The following is a 20,212-nucleotide window of genomic DNA, read 5'->3' as shown; positions in this document are numbered from 1 at the left end:
CCACCCGAGTTCGGCACGGGCGCTGCGCCCGTGGTGAAATGCCTCGCCGCGCCCGCGGTCAGGTGTCACTCTTGAGAGAGACGAAAGGAACGCATGACCTCTCCCAGCCCCACCTCCGACCGCAGCGACCTGCGGGCCGACCTCGACGCCACCGGCCTCGCCGAGGACGTCGTGGCCCGGGTTCTCGCCCGGGCCGGGCGCACCGCGGTGGACGAGGGCGACACCCGGATCCAGGACCACGACGGCGACCAGCTGGATCGCGAGGAGCGGGCGGCGCTGCGCCGCGTCGCGGGGCTCTCGACCGAGCTCGCCGACATCTCCGAGGTGGAGTACCGGCAGCTGCGCCTCGAGCGAGTCGTGCTCGTCGGTCTGCAGACCGGGGGCGACGTGGCCGAGGCCGAGATCTCGCTGCGCGAGCTCGCCGCACTCGCCGAGACCGCCGGCTCGGAGGTCCTCGACGGCCTGCTCCAGCGGCGGCCCAAGCCCGACCCGGGCACGTTCCTGGGCTCCGGCAAGGCCGAGGAGCTCGCGGGCGTGGTCGCCGCGAGCGGCGCGGACACCGTGATCGTGGACGGGGACCTCGCTCCGTCCCAGCGGCGCGCCCTGGAGGACATCGTCAAGGTCAAGGTCATCGACCGGACGGCGCTGATCCTGGACATCTTCGCCCAGCACGCCAAGTCCAAGGAGGGCAAGGCTCAGGTCGAGCTCGCCCAGCTCGAGTACCTGCTCCCGCGCCTGCGCGGCTGGGGCGACTCGATGTCCCGTCAGGCCGGTGGCCGGGTCGCCGGCGGTGAGGGCATCGGGTCGCGCGGTCCCGGCGAGACGAAGATCGAGCTGGACCGGCGCCGGATCCGTGCGCGGATGGCCAAGCTTCGCCGTGAGATCGCGCACATGGCCCCGGCCCGGGCCACGCGGCGCTCGGGCCGCCGTCGTCACCACGTCCCCGCGGTCGCCATCGCGGGTTACACCAACGCCGGCAAGTCGAGCCTGCTCAACCGCCTCACCGGGGCCGGCGTCCTGGTGGAGAACGCCCTGTTCGCCACGCTCGACCCGACCGTGCGGCGCACCCAGACCCCGGACGGTCGCACGTACACGCTGTCGGACACCGTCGGGTTCGTCCGGGCCCTTCCGCACCAGCTGGTGGAGGCGTTCCGGTCCACCCTCGAGGAGGTCGGTGAGGCCGATGTGCTGCTGCACGTGGTCGACGTCTCCCACCCCGACCCCGAGGGCCAGGTCGCGGCGGTGCGCGAGGTGCTCGCCGAGATCGACGGGATCGACGAGGTCCACGAGATCGTCGTGCTGAACAAGGCCGACGTCGCCGACCCGGAGACCGTCGCGCGGATGCTGCGCCGCGAGCCGGAGGCGGTGGTCGTCTCCGCGCACACCGGCGCCGGCATGGCCGAGCTGCGGGACCGCATCTCCCAGGCCCTGCCGCGGCCGCGCGAGACCGTCGAGGTCACCGTGCCGTACACGAGGGGAGACCTGGTCAGCCGGGCGCACGACGAGGGCGAGGTCGTCGTCGAGCACACCGCCGACGGCACCGTCGTCCGGGGCCGCGTCGACGGTGAGCTCGCCGCCCAGCTGCGCGCGGCGGCGCTGTCGGCCTGAGAGGGGACCAGGCCGGGCCGGGCGGTCGGCGTCGGCGCCTGGGGACCGCACGACGGCGCGCTCGCGCCGTTGACCCTCGCTCGGGCCTGGGTGAGCATGAGCCCGTGGGCACCGTCGTCGCTGCCGACTACCTGGTGGTCGGCGCCGGCGCGGCGGGCATGGCGTTCACGGACGCGTTGATCGACCACGCGGACGTCCGGGTCGTCATGGTCGACCGCCGGCACTCGGTGGGTGGGCACTGGCTGGACGCCTACCCGTTCGTCCGCCTGCACCAGGCCTCTCGCTTCTACGGCGTCGCGTCGACCCTGCTCGGCGACGGCCGGGTGCAGCAGCGCGGGCCGGAGGCAGGTCTGCACGAGCGTGCCACGGCCCCGGAGATCTGCGCCTACTACGGACGCGTGCTGCGCGACCGCATGGTCGGCTCGGGCCGGGTGGAGTTCTATCCCGGGTACGAGCACGTCGGCGACGGTCGGCTGGTGTCGCGGGTCTCCGGGAAGCAGATCGAGGTGCGCGCCCGACGGGTGGTCGACGCCCGCTACCTCGCGCCGCTCATCCCGGCCGAGGTGCCGCCCCCCTTCGAGGTGGACGACGGCGTGAGCGTCCTGCCGGTGAACGCGCTGGTCGATCTCGGCGGTGCGCCCTCGCAGGTGGTCGTGGTGGGGTCCGGGAAGACCGCGACCGACGCGTGCATCTGGCTCCTGGAGAACGGGGTCGACCCCGGGGCCATCTGCTGGGTGCGGCCACGCGAGCCATGGATGCTCAACCGCGCCGTCGTCCAGCCGGACCCCGCGGTCTTCCTCACGATGGCGGCGGACACCGTCGAGGCGGCCCGGGCGGCGACCTCCGCCGACGACCTGTTCCTTCGCCTCGAGGACGCCGGGGTGATGCTCCGGATCGACCGCTCGGTGACCCCGACGATGGCGAAGACCCCGACCCTGGCGCAGTGGGAGCTCGACCGCCTCCGGACGATCGAGAACGTCGTACGTCTCGGGCACGTACGGCGGGTCGGTCCGACCCGTCTGGCGTTGAGCGGCGGCGAGGTTCGGATCGCGCCGGACGCGGTGGTCGTGCACTGCGCTGCGGCCGGGCTGCGCTACAGCCCGCTGGTACCGATCTGGGGTCGCGACGCGATCACCCTCCAGCCGATCCGGACCGGCTTCCCGTGCTTCGGTGCGGCGCTCGCGGGGTTCGTCGAGGCGACGATCGACGGCGACGAGGAGAAGAACCGGCTGTGCCCGCCGTCGCCGTACTCCGACACGCCGACCGACTGGGCGCGGATGCAGGTGCTCGGCGACCGTGCGACGACATCGTTCCTCTCGGACCCGGGCATCCGGGCGTGGGCCGCGACGGTCCCGCTCAACCCCGCCGCGATCCCGCCGGGCGTGCCCCGTTCCGCCGAGCTCGAGCGCGCTCTGGAACGGCTGCGCGCGAGCCTGCGCCCAGGCATGGCCAGGCTGGCCGAGATCGCCGGCATGGCCTAGCGCGGACGGTGCGCGGCAGGCCTGCCGAGGCGCCTAGGCTGCCGGGGTGACGTCCGAGCCGAGCACCGTGCCGTCGGACGACCCCGGACCTCGCGATGCGGCGTCGCACGCCGAGCCCGACGAGGCGCTCGACGAGATGCTCGACGACGCCGTGCGGGCACTCGGCGGGGCGCGCCGCGAAGGGCAGCACGCCATGGCCCACGCGGTCGCCGCGACGATCGACCGCGGTGAGCACCTGCTCGTCCAGGCCGGGACGGGCACCGGGAAGTCGCTGGCGTACCTCGTGCCCGCCGTGCGCCACGCCGTCCGGGAGAACGAGCGGGTCGTGATCTCCACCGCGACGCTCGCGCTGCAGCGCCAGGTGCTCACCCGCGACCTCCCGCTCGTCGCATCGTCGGTCGCGCCGCGGCTCGCGCGGGCGCCCCAGGTCGCGCTGCTCAAGGGTTGGCACAACTACGCGTGCCGGCACAAGCTCGCCGGCGGTTACCCGGCCGACGAGCCCGTCGCCCTGTTCGACCTGGGCGACGTGCCCGGTGCGGAGGAGCACCCCGAGGCGCAGGCGTCGGCCCTCGGCCGCCAGGTGCTCGCGGTGCGTCGTTGGGCCGAGGAGACCGAGACGGGCGATCGGGACGACCTCGTGCCCGGCGTCAGCGACCGCGCTTGGCGCCAGGTCTCGGTCACCGCGATGGAGTGCCTCGGGCAGCGGTGCCCGATGGTCGACGAGTGCTTCGCGGAGGCCGCCCGGACCCGGGCGCACGAGGCCGACGTGGTCGTGACGAACCACGCGATGCTCGGCATCGCGGCGAGCGGCTCGCCCGGTGTGCTCCCCGAGCACCAGGTGCTCGTGGTCGACGAGGCGCACGAGCTGGCGGATCGGGTCACGACGCAGGCGACGGTCGAGCTGTCCGCGGGCGTGGTGCTGCACGCTGCCGGGCTGGCCAGGCGGTTCGGCAAGGCCGACACCGAGGCGCTCGAGGGAGCCGGACGTGCGCTGGCGGCCACGTTGTCCGAGCTGCCGGACGGGCGGTTCGTGGACGGTCTGCCGGGCTCGCTGGTCACCGCGGTGCAGACGGTGCGGGACGCGACGCGCTCGCTGCTGACCGCGCTGCGGCCGGCTGCGGGCGCCCAGCCCGACGGAGGCCTGGCCATGGCGTCGTCCACCGCGACGGTGCTGCTCGAGGTCGCCGAACGGATGGCGGCGGAGAGTGACCGCGACGTCCTGTGGTGCACGCGCGACGAGGACCGGCCCGGCGGCGCCGGCGGCCCGCGGCTGCTCGCAGCGCCTCTGGACGTCGCGGGCCTGGTCCGCACGAACCTCGTCGCGGGGCGCAGCACCGTGCTGACGTCCGCCACGCTCACGCTCGGGGGGTCCTTCACGCCGCTCGCGCTCGCCGTCGGGCTGTCGCCCTCCGACGAGGTGCGGGCGGGCGAGGACACGCCGGGGCCGCCGGTCACCGGCCCCGAGGGCACCCCGGCCCAGGATGCACCGGCTCAGGACGCACCGGCTCAGGACGCACCCGCTCAGGACGCGCCGGCCCGACAGCCGTGGCGCGGGATCGACGTGGGCAGCCCGTTCGACCATCCGCGCTCGGGCATCCTGTACGTCGCGAGGCATCTGCCACCCCCCGGACGGGAACCCGCGACGCCGAGCCAGCTCGACGAGATCGCCGCGCTCGTCGAGGCGGCCGGCGGTGCGACGCTCGGGCTCTTCTCCTCACGCCGTGCCGCGGCCGCGGCGGCGGAGGCGATGCGGGAGCGGCTCGACGTTCCGGTGCTGTGCCAGGGGGACGACCAGCTGCCGACGCTCGTCGCGCAGTTCGCCGCGGACGAGCCGACCTGTCTGTTCGGCACGCTGTCGCTGTGGCAGGGCGTCGACGTCCCGGGTCGGGCGTGCCGCCTGGTGCTGATCGACCGGATCCCGTTCCCGCGCCCGGACGACCCGGTGCGCGCCGCCCGCACCGAGGCGGTCCAGGCCGCGGGCGGCAACGGGTTCATGGCGGTGTCCGCGACGCACGCCGCCCTGATGCTCGCGCAGGGGGCCGGGCGGCTGCTGCGCACGATGGACGACCGCGGTGTGGTCGCGGTGCTCGACCCGCGCCTGGTCACCGCGCGCTACGGCACGTTCCTGGTGAGGTCGCTGCCGCCGTTCTGGCGCACGACGGATCGGGACACCGTGCTCGCGGCGCTCGAGCGCCTCGCGGTCGCCGGGGCCGGCCTGCCACCGGGCGAGGAGCTCAGGCGAGGTAGCGACCGGGGCGGTGGTTGAGCGCGAGGACGAGGTTGAGCACCACGGCCCCGACCGCGGAGATCAGCACGACCGGCGCGGCCGCGACCGTGAACGAGGCGAGCACGACGGTGACGTCCAAGGACATCTGCACGTAGCCCGCACGCCAGCCGAGTCGCTCCTGGGCGATCAGCGCCACGATCGAGAACCCGCCGAGGCTCGACCGGTGCCGGAACAGGATGAGGATCCCGACGCCGGCCAGCAGGTTGCCGCTCACCACCGCGGCGAGCGGTGACGGGTTCAGCGGTCCGAGCATCGCCGGTTGCAGGCTGGTCAGCACCGACAGGCCGACGGTGCAGATCAGGCTGCGCACGGTGAACTGGAGTCCCTTGCGGCGCGCGGCCAGGGCGAAGAACGGCGCGTTCACCACGAGGAGCAGGACCCCGACCGGGACTCCGGTCGCGTAGTGCAGCAGCAACGACAGGCCCGCCGTGCCACCGGTGACGGCATGCGCGGACTGCAGGAGGTAGAGGCCGATCGAGGCCAGCCAGGTGCCGGTCAGCAGACCGAGGACGTCCTCGATCCGGCCGTGCGGCGGGGCGGCGGGCGCGGTGCTGGTGTCGGGCAGGGTCGCGGTCACCCGGCAAGGATGGAGAGATCCGGGATCCTGCACAAGCGAGCCCGATCCAGGTGTGCAAGATGTGACATGTAGAGGGACATCGGTGTCAGAATGCCAAGCATGACGTCGATCGACAGCCTTGATGCCCGGATCATGGTCGCCCTGGACGACGACCCCGAGGCGACGACCCTGGCCCTGGCCAGGACGTTGGGAGTGTCACGCAACACCGTGCACGCTCGGCTGGCGCGGCTCGACCGGCAGGGGCTCCTGCTGCCGTGGAGCCGCCGGGTCGATCCGGCGGCGCTCGGGTACCCGCTCACGGCCTTCGTGCGGCTCGCGATCGAGCAGCGCGCCAGCTCGACCGCCATCGAGGGGATCGGCGCGATCCCCGAGGTGGTCGAGCTGCACGCGACGACCGGCGACTTCGACGTGCTCGTCCGTGTCGTGGCGCGGGACACGGCGGACCTCTTCCGGGTGACGTCCGACATCGCGGCCGTCACGGGTGTGCAGCGCACCTCCACGTCGGTGTCCCTGGCCGAACCGCTCGCCCTGCGCACCCGTCCGCTGCTCGAGGCCGTCGCTGGCCGCGACGGCCGGACTCCCGATGCCTAGGGTGGTGCACACCTGCAGGGAAGGGGCGGAGATGTCCGAGGTCAGGCCCGGTGTCGACCGGCGCACCACCAAGCTCGCGATCGTCGGCGCCGGCAGCGTGGGAGCGACCATCGCCTACGCCGCACTGATGCGCGGTGTGGCCCGCACCGTCGCCCTGTTCGACATCAACCGGGCCAAGGTGGAGGCCGAGGTCCTCGACCTCGGCCACGGCATCCAGTTCATGCCGATGGCCCAGGTGATCGGCTCCGACGACCTCGCGGTCTGCGCGGACGCCGACATCGTCGTCGTCACCGCCGGTGCGAAGCAGAAGCCCGGTCAGACGCGTCTGGACCTGGCCGAGGCGACCGTCGGGCTGGTGACGACTCTCATGCCACGCCTGGTCGAGGTGGCACCGGACGCCGTCTACATCATGGTCACGAACCCGGTGGACATCGTCACGGACGCGGCGATCCGAGTGTCCGGCCTCGACGGCGGTCGGCTCTTCGGCTCGGGCACGGTGCTCGACTCGAGCCGTCTGCGCTGGCTCATCGCGCAGCACTGCAACGTCGCGGTGCAGAACGTGCACGCCTACATCGCCGGGGAGCACGGCGACTCGGAGATCCCGCTGTGGAGCTCGGCGTCGGTCGGTGGCGTCCCACTGCTCGAGTGGCGCGGCAACAAGACCGGCAACGGTCCGTTCGACGAGGCCGTACGGGCCAGGATCGCCCAGGAGGTCGTCGGCTCCGCCTACCGGATCATCGAGGGCAAGGGTGCGACGAACTACGCGGTGGCCCAGGCCGCCACGCGGATCATCGAGGCCGTGCTCAAGGACGAGAAGCGCGTGCTGCCGGTCTCCTCACGGCTGTCCGACTTCTACGGCATCTCCGACGTGTGCCTGTCGGTGCCGTCCGTGCTCGGACGCGGCGGGGTCGAGGCGCGGCTCGAGGTGCCGATGGCCGAGGACGAGCTCGCCGGCCTGCGGCGCTCCGCCGCGGCGCTGCGCGAGGTGTCGCTCCAGCTCAGCCGGTGAGCCGGGGGCCGGCGTCGACGGTCAGAGGCTGCGCAGCACGCTGACGACCCGGCCCAGCACCGTCGCCTCGTTGCCGTCGATGGGGGAGTAGGCCGCGTTCTGCGGCAGCAGCCACACGTGACCGTCGGTCCGCTTGAAGGTCTTGACCGTGGCCTCGCCGTCCAGCATCGCCGCGACGATCTCGCCGTTCTCGGCGACCGGCTGACGGCGGACCACGACCCAGTCGCCGTCGCAGATCGCGGCGTCGATCATCGAGTCCCCGACGACGCGCAGCAGGAAGAGCTCACCGTCGCCGACCAGCTGGCGTGGTAGCGGGAAGACGTCCTCGATCACCTGCTCGGCGAGGATCGGTCCGCCGGCGGCGATCCGACCGACCACCGGGACGTACGACGGGGTCGGCCGCTCGTCGACGTCCGCCTCGACCGGGCCGGCCAGGCCGATGGTCCGGGCGTCGTCCGGGTGCACGATCTCGATCGCGCGCGGCCGGTGCGGGTCGCGGCGCAGGTAGCCCTTGCGCTCGAGCGCCATGAGCTGGTGCTTGACCGACGACGGGCTGGTCAGGCCGACCGCGTCGCCGATCTCGCGCATGCTCGGTGGGTAGCCGCGCTGCTCGACGCTCGAGCGGATGGTGTCGAGCACGAGACGCTGGCGCGCGGTGAGGCCGTCGCCGTCGGTCGGGCCGTCCGGGAGCGCGTGCACGGTCGCCAGCTCCTCCGGCTGCCCCTCGGGCGGGATGGTGCTCGGTGCCACGGTCTCCTCCGCTCTGGCCCCGCCGGCCCGGTCCGGCACAGGTCGTGTCGGTGGTCGGTGGTGGTCTTTCCTCGTGCCGCCAGCCTAGGGCGGCGACGAACGTCGATCAAACATCTGTTCGAGCGTGTCTCGACACGTGTCGGAGTCACGTGATAGACATCGTACAGACGTACGACGAACAGGTGTTCGAGATGGAGGAGCCGAGATGTCCGCGATGACCTATCCCGTCGAGGTCGCACCCCGGGTCGTGTCTCGCGTGTCCCCGCGCCGGGCGGATGCACCGTCGATGCGGCTCACTGCGCGCGGTCGTGCCGTGCTCATCGCACTCGTCCTGCTCGTCGCGGCGGCGTGGACGTTCCACGGCTCGGGTGCGCACGCGGGTACGGCGCCGGCGGCAGTGACGGTGTCGGCGGTGACGGTCGCCCCGGGGCAGACCCTGTGGCAGATCGCCTCGACCATCACCGAGCCCGGTGAGGACGTGCGAGATGTCGTCGACGAGCTGATCGCGCTCAACGGTCTGGCCGGCGCCGACCTCCAGGCGGGGCAGCAGCTGCTCGTTCCGCAGGACTGAGGCCCGAGCCGGGCGATGCTGCGCCCCGGACATTCTTGCTCGTGCGTGAGGGCAGCCGTACGGTGACCCGGGGCGTCAGGGGGCGCCCGACGAAGGGAGCACCGGTGCACTGTCCGTTCTGTCGGCACGGGGACTCGCGCGTGGTCGACTCCCGCACTGCTGACGATGGTTCTTCGATCCGGCGCCGGCGGCAGTGCCCGGAGTGCGGCCGCCGGTTCACGACAACAGAGACCGCGAGTCTCGCGGTGCTGAAGCGGTCGGGTGCGAGCGAGCCGTTCAGTCGCGAGAAGATCGTCAACGGCGTCCGCAAGGCGTGCCAGGGCAGGCCGGTGAGCGAGGACGACCTCGCCCTCCTCGCCCAGGGGGTCGAGGAGACCCTGCGCGCGACCGGCTCCGCCGAGTTCGACGCGCATGAGATCGGCCTGGCGATCCTGGGTCCCCTGCGTGAGCTCGACGAGGTCGCGTACCTGCGCTTCGCGAGCGTCTACCAGGCCTTCGACTCGCTCGACGACTTCGAGGCGGCGATCACCGCGCTGCGCGCGGAGCATGCCACGAGCGGTGACGCCGACCCGGTGGCGAGTGAGCCTGAGGTCGCGGCGGACCGGTGACCGGCGGGCGTCAGCCCCGCTCGATGAGCTGCTCCCGCACGGTGCGCCGCATCACCTTCCCGATCGGTGACCGCGGAAGCTCCGGCAGCACGATGAGGTCCCTCGGGTGGGCGTAGCGCGCCAAGGCGTGCTCGCTCCAGGCCCGGACGGCGGACAGCTCGACCCGCGTGGTGCCCTCAGCGAGCACGATCGCGGCGACCACCCGTTCGCCGAGGTCGCCACCGGGGATCCCGACCACGGCGACGTCGGCGATCTCCGGCATGCGGCGCAGGTGCTCCTCCACCTGGGACGGGTAGACGTTGTACCCGCCCGTGATGATGACCTCCTTGATCCGGTCCACGAGCCGGAGGAAGCCGCCCTCCTCCTCCACGACCACGTCGCCCGTGCGGAGCCAGGTGCGTCCGTCGTCCTCGACGAGCACCGCGGCAGTCTCCTCCGGGCGCTGCCAGTAGCCGGCGAACACCTGCGGGCCGGACAGCTGGAGCTCGCCTCGCTCACCGGTCGGCACGACACGCGTCGGGTCCTCGGGGTCGGCGACCCTCGCCCAGGTCGACGGGAACGGCACGCCGAGGACCCCGGGCCGGCGCTCGTCGGACAGCGGGTTGCCGACGGCGACCGGTGAGGTCTCGGTCATCCCGTAGCCCTCGATCAGGAGCCCGCCGGTCACCGACTCCCAGGCCTGCGCAGTCTCGGCCGGTAGGGCCATCGCCCCGGAGATGCCGTACCGCACGGACGTGAGGTCGGCGCCGCGCTCCCGCGCGGCCGCGGCGAGCCGCTCGAAGATCGGTGGCACGCCCGGCACGAAGGACAAGGGGTGGCGACGCTGCGCAGCGAGCACGAGGTCGACGTCGAACCGGGGCACGATCACGAGCGTCGCCGCGATCCGCATCGCGTAGGTCAGGCACAAGGTCATGCCGAATGCGTGGAAGAAGGGCAGCGCCGCGAGCACGGTCTCCGTGCCGTTCTCGTGCTGCGTCCACGCCTGGCCCTGGGCGGGGTTGATCGCGAGGTTGCGATGGGTGAGGACGGCGCCCTTCGGGTCGCCGGTGGTGCCGCCGGTGTAGAGCAGCAGGGCGGGCGCGTCGAGCTCGGGGTGCGGGTGGTCGGCCGGCAGCGGGTTCGCCCGGCGCACCAGCTTGTGCCACGAGGGCACGCCGGGCGGCACGGTCGCGCGCATCGACGCGCGGGTGCGCCGAGCGCTCGGCACCGGAAGGTGCAGCGCGGCGCGCTTCACGCTCGGCAGGTCGGCCGCGAGGTTGACCGCCACGACGGTGCGCACCGCGGTCTCGGCGCGAACGGCGAGGACGCGCTCGACGGCGTTCTCCCACACCAGGGCGACGGTGGCACCCGAGTCCGCGAGCTGGCGGCCGAGCTCGGCGCTGCTGTACGTCGGGTTGTGCTCGACCACCACCGCACCCAGCCGAAGGACGGCGTAGAAGAGGACCACGTGCGTGGCGGAGTTCGGCAGGGCCAGCGACACCCGATCGCCCTCGCGCACGCCGAGGCCGTGCAGCGCACCCGCCGCCCGGGACACCCGCCGGGCGAGCGTGTCGTAGGTGGTCACGGCGCCGAGGAACTCGGTCGCGACCCTCGAGGGGAAGCGGCGGGCACTGTCCTCGAGCACGCGGGTCATGGGGACGTCGACGTCGACGTCGGAGGGCACGCCGGGGGCGTAGGAGGCGAGCCAGGGCCGGGGGTCGGTCACGGCACCACGATAACCTACGGAGCCGTAACTTACGGAACCGTAACGTCGGGCCGGGGCAATGCGCTGGCGCCGCGGTGGCGAGGGGGACAGGCTGTGGTCAGGGAGCCCGCGCGGCCCGCGCTGCGGTGGCCCGGAGAGCTCGCGGGAGGAGCGATCATGACCGACAAGCCCGAGGTGCCCACCGCGGCCAAGGAGAAGTTCCGCGAGGCGCTGGAGCGCAAGAACGCAGCAGCGCGTCGCAGCTCGGACGTCGCCCGCAACGAGGGCAGCGTGCACGGTCCCGAGGTCGCCGGCCAGGGCCGACGCTCGTTCCGCCGCAAGACCGGCTGACCGGCGTCGGTCCCGCCGCAGGACCGGCGGCGCGGGTCAGGACAGGACGCGCAGCCGGATCGTCGACTCCATCGACTCCAGGACGCGGACCACGTTCGGGGTGAGGTTCGCCGCGACATCGGTGACCACGTAGCCGAGCTCGCCCCGGGTGGCGAGGAGCTGGCCGTCGATGTTGACCCCGTGGTCGGCGAAGGTCTGGTTGACCGCGGCCAGCACACCGGGCGTGTTGCGGTGCAGGTGGGTCAGGCGGTGCGCACCGGTGCGCTCGTCCAGGGCGAGGTTCGGGACGTTGACGCTCAGCATCGTCGAGCCGTGGCGGACGTAGTCACGCAGCTTGTTCGCGACGAACGCGCCGATCGCCTCCTGCGCCTCCTCGGTGGAACCGCCGATGTGCGGTGTCAGGATCACGTTCGGCAGGCCGCGCAGGTCCGAGTCGAAGGCGTCCCCCCGGCGCTTCGGCTCGCTCGGGAACACGTCGATCGCGGCACCCCCGAGCCGGCCGCTGGTGATCGCCTCGCCCAGAGCGGCGTAGTCGACCACGAAGCCCCGCGAGAGGTTCAGGAACAGCGCGCCGGGACGCATCGCGCCGAACTGCTTCGCGCCGAACATGCCGGCGTTGCCGGCCCGGCCGTCGACGTGCAGCGTGACCACATCGGCCTGCTCGAGGAGCTCGTCCATGCTGGTCAGGCGGCGCGCGTTGCCCAGCGACAGGCGCTCGGCGGTGTCGTAGAAGACCACGGACATGCCGAGCGACTCGGCCAGCACCGACAGCTGGGTGCCGATGTTCCCGTAGCCGATGATCCCGAGCGTGCGGCCGCGGACCTCGTGGGCACCCTCGGCGGACTTGTCCCACACGCCCGCGTGCAGGGCCTTGTCCCGCTCGGTCAGCCGCCGGGTCAGGGCGATGATCTCCGCGACCGCGAGCTCGACCACCGATCGCGTGTTGGAGAACGGCGCGTTGAACACCGCGACGCCGTGCTCGGCCGCGGCCCGCAGGTCGATCTGGTTGGTGCCGATCGAGAACGTGCCGATCGCGATGAGGTCGGGGGCGTTCTCGATGACCCGCCTGGTCACGTCGGTCTTGGACCGGATGCCCAGCAGCTCGACACCCTCCAGCGCGGCGATCAGCTCGTCCTCGTCCATCGCACCGGATCGGGCGGTGACGTCGATGCCGTCGGAGGCCAGCAGCGTGGTGGCGAGCGGGTGGAGGTTCTCGAGCAGGAGGGCGTGCAGCACGGGGCCATCGTCGCGCGGTCTCACCCCTCGACAAAACCGGGACCGCCAGGCGGACGTGTCGCCCGGTCGGATCATGCGGGTCGGCGCGAGCCCCTGGGAGACTGATCCGATGGGCACGCGGTGGCAGGATCATCGGTCGCGCCGCGTGCTCCGCGCGATGGAGCGGGACGCGCGCCGCACCGACGGCCCGGCGGGCCCGGAGCGTCGCCGGTCGCCCGCGTTGCCCGTGCTGGGCCTGGCCGCGGTCGTCGCCGCCCTCGCGTTCGCCCTCGGTGCCCGCGGAGTCGGGGTGGACCTGCCGGCAGGCCTCGGCGAGCTGTTCCACCAGCGGGTCTACGTCGAGGTCGACGGCGAGGCGCTCGCCGTACCCCGCCCCGCGCCGGCCTCCGGGCGGCTGCTTCCGGAAGTCCCCGTGACGACCGGAGGCACCTACGCGTTCCTGCGCCAGGACGCCGACGGTGCACCGGTCGGCTACGACCCGTGCCGTCCGGTCCGCTGGGTGCTGCGGACCACCGGGATGCCGGACGGTGGCGAGCAGCTGGTCGAGCAGGCGGTGGCCGAGGTCAGCGCCGCGACGGGGCTGCAGCTGGAGTACGCCGGGACCACCGACGAGGCACCCGACGTGGACCGGGCGATCATCCAGCCCGACCGCTACGGCACGGACTGGGCCCCGGTCCTGGTCGCGTGGGCCACCTCGGAGGAGGTCCCGGCACTGGTCGGTGACGTCGCGGGCATCGGTGGTTCGGCGGCCGTCCCGGGCGCCGACGGTGCGGGTCAGTGGCTCGCGGCGGGCCGCCTGGTGCTGGACAGCGAGGACCTCGGCGCGATGATCGCGGCGGGTCAGGGTGACTCGGCACGCGCGATCATCATGCACGAGCTCGGCCACGTGGTCGGCCTCGACCACGTCAACTCGGTCACCGAGCTGATGAACCCGATGATGTCCGGGATCCTCGACTTCGGGCCGGGCGACCGCGCCGGCCTCGCCCTGGTCGGCCAGGTGGACTGCCAGTAGGCGCGCAGCGGCGGTCAGACCACCGGTGGTGCGGCCGGGAGGCCCTCGGGCAGCGACCCCGTGGTGATCAGGTCGAGCGAGCGGGTCGGACGGGTCATCGCGACGTACAGGTCGGCGGGCGCGAGCTCGGTCGGTGCGACCAGCACGACGGCGTCGAACTCGAGGCCCTTGGTCGCGCGGGGCTCGAGCACGGCGAGCCGGGCGTCGAGCGTGCTGCGCGCGTCGGCCGGGAGGTGTGGCGCGAGCTCGGTGGCCCGCAGAGCCGCCGCGACCTCGGCCGCCCGCTGCGGGGGTGCGATCACCACGGCGCGGCCGCTGTCCTCGGGCAGGCCGGCCAGGGCGGCCCGGCTCGCCTCGACCACCTCGGCCAGCAGGTCGCCGACCCGGACCCGCAGCGACCCGGGGACCTCGCGCGCCGAGGTGAGCGCGCCGAGCGGCAGGCCGGCGGCCCGCGCCACGTCGCCGGCGGCGTCGGCCACCTCGGCCGGGGTGCGGTAGTTCACGGTCAGCTCGGCGAGCTGCCACGAGCCGCGCAGCACCGGGTCGAGCGCCTGCGCCCAGGCGTGCGCGCCACCGGCGGCCGCCGTCTGGGCCACGTCGCCGACGATCGTGAGCGACCGGGTCGGCACCCGGCGCAGCACCATCCGCCAGGCCATCGGGGACAGCTCCTGCGCCTCGTCGATCACGACGTGGCCGTACGTCCAGGTGCGGTCGGCGGCGGCGCGTTCGGCGGTCGACAGGCGGGGACCCGACTCGGCGAACCGTTCGGCGAGCAGCTCCGCGCTGACCAGTCCGCCGCCGGCGCCGGAGCCCGAGATGACCTGGCGGGCGTACTCGAGCTCCTCGGAGCGTCGCTTCGAGTCGAGCACGGCCTGTGCGCGTGCGGCCTGGTCGTCCTCGCCGAGCAGCTCCGCCGCCTCGTCGAGCAGCGGCACGTCGGCCGGGGTCCAGCCGCTCCCGGGCTCGCGGGCGAGCCGGGCGCGCTGCGCCTCGGTGAGCTGCGGCGCGGCCTGCGCGAGCCGCCACGGCTTGGCCCACAGGTCCTCGACCAGCTTCTGCGGCGTCAGCGGCATCCAGGCGAGGTTGAGGGCGACCCGTACCTCGCGCGTGGTCCGCAGGTCCTCGAGGATCTCGGCCCGGTCCTCGGGCGCCACCGTCGCGTCGAGCGTCGCCACGTACTGGTCGGCGAGCCGCTGCAGCATCTCGCGCACGAACGTGACCCTGGCGGCGTTGTGCGGCTTGCCGGTGCGCCGGGCCCGCGCGATCGCGGCACGGATGTCGGACGGCTTCACCACGAGCCGGCGGCCGTCCAGGCGGAACTCGACGGGCTCGGCCGGGACCCGCTGGCGAGCGCCGACCGCGGTCGCGATCACCGAGGCCATCTCGCGGCGGCCCTTGATCAGCGCGACCTCGTCGGGCTCAGCGGCTTCCGCCACGACGCCCGGCATCAGCTCCCCGATCGTCGCGGTGACCACGCCGGTCTCGCCCAGCGAGGGCAGGACCTGGTCGATGTACCGCAGGAAGACCCGGTTCGGCCCGAGCAGCAGCACACCGGACCGCTCCAGCACCCGGCGGTGGGCATAGAGGAGGTAGGCCGCGCGGTGCAGCGCCACGGCGGTCTTCCCGGTGCCCGGGCCGCCCTGCACCACGAGCGCTCCCGTCATCGGGGCCCGGATGATCGCGTCCTGCTCGGCCTGGATGGTCGCGACGATGTCGCTCATCCGGCCGGTCCGAGCGGCGCCGAGCGCCGCGAGCAGGGCGCCCTCGCCGGAGAGCGCCTCGAGGTCGTGGTCGTCGAGCGCGGCGAGGTCGAGCACCTCGTCCTCGACCCCGGTCACCTCGCGACCCCGGGTCACCAGGTGCCGGCGGCGGACGACGTCATCGGGGTGGGCGGCGGTCGCCCGGTAGAACGCCTGGGCCGCCGGGGCCCGCCAGTCGGTGAGCAGCTGACTGTGCTCGTCGTCGGTCAGGCCGATCCGGCCGATGTACCGCGTGACGCCGTCCACCAGGTCGAGGCGGCCGAACGTCAGGCGCTGCTCCACCCCGTCCAGCTGGGCGAGCCGGTCCTCGTAGAGGGTCGCGAACGCGTCCCGCTCGGAGCGGTTCTGCGGCGAGCCGGAGGGGCCGCTGCGGCGCACCTCCGCGAGCCGTGCCGCGGTCTGGTCGCGCAGCGCGTCCAGGCGCGCGTAGCGGACGTCCACGGCCTGCTGCTCGGCGTCCACCTCGCTGGTGCGTCCCACGGACCCCCCTCGGCTGCGAATCGGCCGTCCATTATCCGCCGTCCCGCGTGGCCCGCGGGACGAGTGTCCGAGGAATGGCCGTCACGCGTCCGTCGCGGGGGGGGTCGCCCGTGCGGCGCGCACCGTCGCCGGACCTCGTCCGCCTCACCCGGACGGGTGCCCGGTCGCCGGGACGCCGACCCGCGGCCGGACGCGGGCGCCTAGGATCGACCGCGAGGTGAGGACGTGACCCCGACCGCCCCCGCCCCGATCAGCGTCCTGCTGGTGGGGGACGATGACGACGACGCGGCCCTGCTGCAGGTGCAGCTCGCGGACGCGCCCGTGGTGCTGCGCCGGGCGCGCTCGGTGGACGAGGCGCTGGGCGCGCTGGATGTCGACTGCGTGCTGCTCGACCTTCCGGCCACCGGGACCGAGGACCTCTCCGGCCTGCTCTGGCTGCTGCGCCAGCCGGGCACGCATGCGGTCGTGGTGCGCACGACCCAGGCCGACCCTGAGCTCGGCCTGCGGGTGATCGCCGCGGGTGCCCAGGACCTCCTGGTCAAGGGCGAGATGGGCGGAGCCACGCTGTACCGGGTGCTGCGCTACGCGGTCCAGCGCCGCCAGGCCGAGGTGCAGGAGCGCGAGCTCTACCGCGCGCAGGTCCGCGACTACGAGGCGTCCCGGCTCGAGCGAGCCCTGCTGCCCAGCCCGCTGGTCGGCGACGGCTCGATGGAGGTCCTGGTCGGGTACCGGGCGGGGCGCGACGGCCTGCTCGGCGGCGACTTCTACGACGTCGTCGAGCGCGCCGACGGGTCGATCGCCGCGGTGGTCGGCGACGTCGCCGGGCACGGACCGGACGAGGCCGCCCTCGGCGCGACGCTGCGTACCGCGTGGCGGACCGCGATGCTCGCCGACCTGCCACCCGCCCGTGTCCTGGACGTGGTCGAGCAGATCCTCGCCGCCGAGCGCGGGCGCCCTGAGATCTTCGCGACCGCCGTGATGGTCGTCGTCTCGCCCGATCGGGCCTCGCTCGACCTCTACCTGTGCGGTCACCCGACGCCGTTCGCGCTCGGCCGCGAGACCCACCCCCTTCCGTCCGACCTGCGCGGACGGGCCCTGGGCATCCCTGCGCTCGGTGGCTGGCGTCCGCAACAGGTCGAGCTCGGGGAGTCCTGGCGGGTCGTGCTGTTCACCGACGGCATGCTCGAGACCACGATCGACGGGACCGACCAGCGGCTGGGCGAGGAAGGCCTCGCCGAGCTCATGGCCGGCCAGGTCCGGGCGGAGCAGGCCCGGCACCGCGTGGACGGCGACCCGGCCACCATCGTCGACCGGATCATGGAGGCCGTCTCGCTGCGCCACGGCGGGAACCTCGTCGACGACACCGCGATCGTGGTGCTGGGCTGGGACCCGCTGCGCTGAGGCGCGGAATGCCTCGCTGCTCCGGGACGTTGACCCCGTCGAGAGCCGAGGAGGAGGCGAGATGCGCGACCCCGAGCAGCTGTACACGGTGGACGAGGACCTGGCGAGCGAGACCGGGGACGTCGCCGTCCTCCTGCACCTCGTGGAGGGCTTCGTGGACGCCGGCGGTGCGGGGGAGGTCGCGGCCCAGCACCTGACCGAGCGCTTCGACGCGCAGCGGCTGGTCACGTTCGACGTCGACGAGCTGCTCGACTACCGCTCGCGCCGTCCGGCGATGACGTTCGACTCGACCACGTGGGCCGACTACGACGAGCCCCGCCTCGTCGTGGACCTGCTGCACGACCGGCACGGCACCCCGTTCCTGCTCCTGCACGGCATGGAGCCGGACATCCGGTGGGAGGCCTGGATCGCCGCGGTGCACCAGATCGTCGAGCGCTTCGGCGTCAAGCTGGTGGTGGGCGTGCACGGGATCCCGATGGGGGTGCCGCACACCCGGCCGCTCGGCTTCACGGCGCACGCGACGCGCGCCGAGCTGGTCGCGGACCACCCGTCCTGGTTCGGCTCGGTCCGGGTCCCGGCGAGCGCGAGCGCGCTGCTCGAGCACCGGCTCGGGCGTTGGGGCCACGACGCGATCGGCTTCGCGGTGCACGTGCCGCACTACCTCGCGCAGTCCAGCTACCCGCAGGCGGCGATGTCCGGCCTCGGCCAGGTCGAGAAGCTCACCGGTCTCGATCTCGCGTCCGGCGGCCTCGAGCCTGCCGCCCGGGAGGCCGCGGCCCAGATCGACCGCCAGGTCGCCGGTTCGCAGGAGGTCGCGGAGGTGGTGGCCGCCCTGGAGCGCCAGTACGACGACGCGGTGCGGGCGATCGACGGCCCGAGCGTGATGACCGACATCCCGACGGCCGACGAGATCGGCGCGGAGTTCGAGCGATTCCTGGCACAGCAGGACGGCGACGAGTCCTGAGCCGCTAGCCTGCCGCGCGTGACGGAGGTGCGTGGCGGTCGGCGCGCGTGGCTGGTCTGGGCAGCAGCCCTGGTGGCCTACGCGGTCGCAGTCCTGCACCGGACGTCGTTCGGGGTCGCGGGGGTGGAGGCCGCCGAGCGCTTCGGCGTGAGCGCCACCGTCCTGTCGACCTTCGTCATGGTGCAGCTCGTCGTCTATGCGCTCGGGCAGGTGCCGTCCGGACTGCTGCTGGACAGGTTCGGCTCGCGCACCATGATCGCCTCGGGCGCAGCCCTGATGGCCGCAGGACAGCTTCTGCTCGCCGTCACGCACGACCTGCCGGTGGCGTACCTCGCGCGGGTCCTGATCGGCGCGGGCGACGCGGCGACCTTCATCGCGGTGATCAGGCTCGTCGCGCTCTGGTTCCCGGTGCGACGCGTGCCGCTCCTCACGCAGCTCAGCGGCGTCCTGGGCCAGACCGGCCAGATCCTGTCCGCGTTCCCGCTGGTCGCGGTGCTGCACTCGCGAGGCTGGTCGGCCGCGTTCGTCGGGCTGGCCGCCGTCGGCGTCCTCGCCGCGGCGCTCACGCTGCTCGCGGTGCGCGACGCCCCGAGCGGCCGCGTGCCGCGGGCCGCGGCGACCCGCCTCCTGGCGCCGGTGCGCGCCGCGGTCGGGCGGCCGGGAACGTGGCTCGGGTTCTTCAGCCATGCGATCGCGCAGTTCCCGCTGAACGTCTTCATGCTCCTGTGGGGCTTCCCCTTCCTCCTCGCCGAGGGTCTGTCAACGGCGGCGGCCGGCGGTGTCCTCACGGTCGCGGTGGTGGCCACCGCGGTCTCCGGTCCCGTGATCGGCGAGCTCACCGCGCGGCACCCGCTGCGTCGGTCGTGGATCGTCCTGACGTCGGCGACCGCGACGGCGACCGTGTGGATCGTGGTCCTGCTGGTGCCGGGGCGCGCGCCGATGTGGCTGCTGATGGTTCTCGCGGCGGTCCTCGGCGTGGGCGGGCCGGCATCGCTGGTCGGCTTCGACTTCGCGCGCACCTTCAACCCTCCGGCGCAGCTCGGCACCGCGACCGGCCTGGTGAACGGCGGTGGCTTCGTCACCGCCGTGCTGGCGCTCCTCGCGGTGGGCATCGCCCTGGACGCGCACCCGGGGCCTGCCCTCTCGTTGGAGGCGTTCCGCGCGGCCTTCACCGTGCAGGCCGTGTTCTGGGTCGTCACGCTCGCGGGTCTGCTGCTCGCCCGGCGCGCCACGCGGCGTGAGATGGCGGTGCAGGGCGTCGTCGTCCCGCCCGTCCGCGAGGTTCTCGCGCGCCGTCGTGGGGCCCGTGCCGTGGACGGTTTGAGCCGGTCCGGCGACTGAAGATCACGACTTCGCTACGCCGCTCGATGATGCTGGCGTGCGCGGCGCGAGCCGTGGGACAGTAAGCGCGTTGCAGTGACGGCACACGTATGGAGCGCTGCCGGGACCCCGGTCCGGCAGCGTCGCCTGTTCCTTGGGACCAGGGCGTGGGACAGCATTGCGGCAGGTTGTCGGGCACCCGCTCGGCGAGTCCCAGGATGGACAGAAGGACAAGGAACAGCATGGCGCAGGGAACTGTGAAGTGGTTCAACGCGGAGAAGGGCTACGGCTTCATCGCGCAGGATGGCGGCGGCGCTGACGTCTTCGTGCACTACACCGCGATCGAGACCCAGGGCTACCGGACCCTCGACGAGGCCCAGCGGGTCGAGTTCGAGATCACCCAGGGCCCGAAGGGCCCGCAGGCGGAGAAGGTCCGCCCGCTCTGACCCCTACGGCGGGGGGGGGGGCCCCCCGCCGCGGCGCCCCGCCCCCCCTGGGCGCGGGGGGGGGGGGGGGGGGGGG

18 protein-coding genes are annotated in these 20,212 nt (G+C 73.6%); 13 read left to right on the top strand and 5 right to left on the bottom strand.

Features of this window, described 5'->3' with window-relative positions:
* The first annotated feature begins 93 nt into the window (after positions 1-93).
* The 3 genes from hflX to OEB99_RS03950 all read left to right on the top strand — a co-directional run bounded on the left by hflX (position 94) and on the right by OEB99_RS03950 (position 5,355).
* Entirely contained in the window at positions 94-1,608 is a 1,515-nt protein-coding gene (gene hflX, locus OEB99_RS03960) for a GTPase HflX (RefSeq protein WP_263508477.1), read from the top strand.
* Positions 1,609-1,712: 104 nt separating this feature from the next.
* Positions 1,713-3,089, top strand: a complete 1,377-nt coding sequence (locus OEB99_RS03955) for an NAD(P)-binding protein (protein ID WP_263508476.1) — start codon at positions 1,713-1,715, stop codon at positions 3,087-3,089.
* A 136-nt stretch (positions 3,090-3,225) separates the two neighbouring features.
* Positions 3,226-5,355 carry an ATP-dependent DNA helicase gene (locus tag OEB99_RS03950; RefSeq protein WP_263508872.1) on the top strand — a complete coding sequence of 710 codons (2,130 nt, stop codon included), beginning with the start codon at positions 3,226-3,228 and terminating at the stop codon, positions 5,353-5,355.
* Here the strand turns inward: OEB99_RS03950 and OEB99_RS03945 are convergent.
* Positions 5,324-5,953 carry a YitT family protein gene (locus OEB99_RS03945; protein ID WP_263508475.1) on the bottom strand — a complete coding sequence of 210 codons (630 nt, stop codon included), beginning with the start codon at positions 5,951-5,953 and terminating at the stop codon, positions 5,324-5,326. The two genes, OEB99_RS03950 and OEB99_RS03945, sit on opposite strands and share 32 nt — an antisense overlap.
* 99 nt (positions 5,954-6,052) lie before the next feature.
* Between OEB99_RS03945 and OEB99_RS03940 the strand changes: the two genes are divergently transcribed.
* Both OEB99_RS03940 and OEB99_RS03935 read left to right on the top strand, forming a co-directional pair.
* Positions 6,053-6,544 (top strand): Lrp/AsnC family transcriptional regulator, encoded by a 492-nt coding sequence (locus tag OEB99_RS03940; RefSeq protein WP_263508474.1) that lies wholly within the window; start codon positions 6,053-6,055, stop codon positions 6,542-6,544.
* Between the two features lie 31 nt (positions 6,545-6,575).
* Positions 6,576-7,553, top strand: a complete 978-nt coding sequence (locus tag OEB99_RS03935; protein WP_263508473.1) for an L-lactate dehydrogenase — start codon at positions 6,576-6,578, stop codon at positions 7,551-7,553.
* A 21-nt stretch (positions 7,554-7,574) separates the two neighbouring features.
* Here OEB99_RS03935 and lexA read toward each other — a convergent pair whose 3' ends face one another.
* A complete protein-coding gene (lexA, locus tag OEB99_RS03930; protein ID WP_411910655.1) occupies positions 7,575-8,303 on the bottom strand; it encodes a transcriptional repressor LexA in 729 nt (242 codons plus the stop codon).
* 205 nt (positions 8,304-8,508) lie between these two features.
* Between lexA and OEB99_RS03925 the strand changes: the two genes are divergently transcribed.
* Positions 8,509-8,874 carry a LysM peptidoglycan-binding domain-containing protein gene (locus OEB99_RS03925; protein WP_263508472.1) on the top strand — a complete coding sequence of 122 codons (366 nt, stop codon included), beginning with the start codon at positions 8,509-8,511 and terminating at the stop codon, positions 8,872-8,874.
* Between the two features lie 104 nt (positions 8,875-8,978).
* Positions 8,979-9,482, top strand: coding sequence for a transcriptional regulator NrdR (gene nrdR, locus OEB99_RS03920; RefSeq protein WP_263508471.1), 504 nt, complete (start codon positions 8,979-8,981; stop codon positions 9,480-9,482).
* 10 nt (positions 9,483-9,492) lie between these two features.
* On the opposite strand, the gene OEB99_RS03915 is transcribed toward nrdR, so the two are convergent.
* Positions 9,493-11,115 (bottom strand): AMP-binding protein, encoded by a 1,623-nt coding sequence (locus OEB99_RS03915; protein WP_263508868.1) that lies wholly within the window; start codon positions 11,113-11,115, stop codon positions 9,493-9,495.
* A 228-nt stretch (positions 11,116-11,343) separates the two neighbouring features.
* Here OEB99_RS03915 and OEB99_RS03910 point away from each other — a divergent pair, with 228 nt between their 5' ends.
* Positions 11,344-11,517, top strand: a complete 174-nt coding sequence (locus tag OEB99_RS03910) for a DUF5302 domain-containing protein (RefSeq protein ID WP_263508470.1) — start codon at positions 11,344-11,346, stop codon at positions 11,515-11,517.
* 36 nt (positions 11,518-11,553) lie between these two features.
* Here OEB99_RS03910 and serA read toward each other — a convergent pair whose 3' ends face one another.
* Positions 11,554-12,753: a phosphoglycerate dehydrogenase gene (gene serA, locus OEB99_RS03905; protein ID WP_263508469.1), complete on the bottom strand. Its 1,200-nt coding sequence runs from the start codon at positions 12,751-12,753 to the stop codon at positions 11,554-11,556.
* A 109-nt stretch (positions 12,754-12,862) separates the two neighbouring features.
* Between serA and OEB99_RS03900 the strand changes: the two genes are divergently transcribed.
* Positions 12,863-13,765, top strand: a complete 903-nt coding sequence (locus OEB99_RS03900; RefSeq protein ID WP_263508468.1) for a matrixin family metalloprotease — start codon at positions 12,863-12,865, stop codon at positions 13,763-13,765.
* Positions 13,766-13,779: 14 nt separating this feature from the next.
* On the opposite strand, the gene OEB99_RS03895 is transcribed toward OEB99_RS03900, so the two are convergent.
* Positions 13,780-16,005: a HelD family protein gene (locus OEB99_RS03895; RefSeq protein WP_263508467.1), complete on the bottom strand. Its 2,226-nt coding sequence runs from the start codon at positions 16,003-16,005 to the stop codon at positions 13,780-13,782.
* Positions 16,006-16,230: 225 nt separating this feature from the next.
* Here OEB99_RS03895 and OEB99_RS03890 point away from each other — a divergent pair, with 225 nt between their 5' ends.
* The 4 genes from OEB99_RS03890 (at position 16,231) to OEB99_RS03875 (ending at position 20,136) form a co-directional block, all read left to right on the top strand.
* Positions 16,231-17,406: a PP2C family protein-serine/threonine phosphatase gene (locus OEB99_RS03890; protein WP_263508466.1), complete on the top strand. Its 1,176-nt coding sequence runs from the start codon at positions 16,231-16,233 to the stop codon at positions 17,404-17,406.
* 61 nt (positions 17,407-17,467) lie between these two features.
* A complete protein-coding gene (locus OEB99_RS03885) occupies positions 17,468-18,370 on the top strand; it encodes a proteasome assembly chaperone family protein (protein ID WP_263508464.1) in 903 nt (300 codons plus the stop codon).
* 18 nt (positions 18,371-18,388) lie between these two features.
* Entirely contained in the window at positions 18,389-19,711 is a 1,323-nt protein-coding gene (locus OEB99_RS03880; protein WP_263508463.1) for an MFS transporter, read from the top strand.
* Between the two features lie 221 nt (positions 19,712-19,932).
* On the top strand, positions 19,933-20,136 hold the full coding sequence (locus OEB99_RS03875; protein ID WP_263508462.1) for a cold-shock protein: 204 nt from the start codon (positions 19,933-19,935) through the stop codon (positions 20,134-20,136).
* Positions 20,137-20,212: the final 76 nt, after the last annotated feature.

The sequence above is a fragment of the Actinotalea endophytica genome, assembly GCF_025717005.1.
GTDB lineage: Bacteria > Actinomycetota > Actinomycetes > Actinomycetales > Cellulomonadaceae > Actinotalea.
Note: the sequence above shows the minus strand (reverse complement) of the source record. Positions and strands in the feature narration are given on the sequence as shown.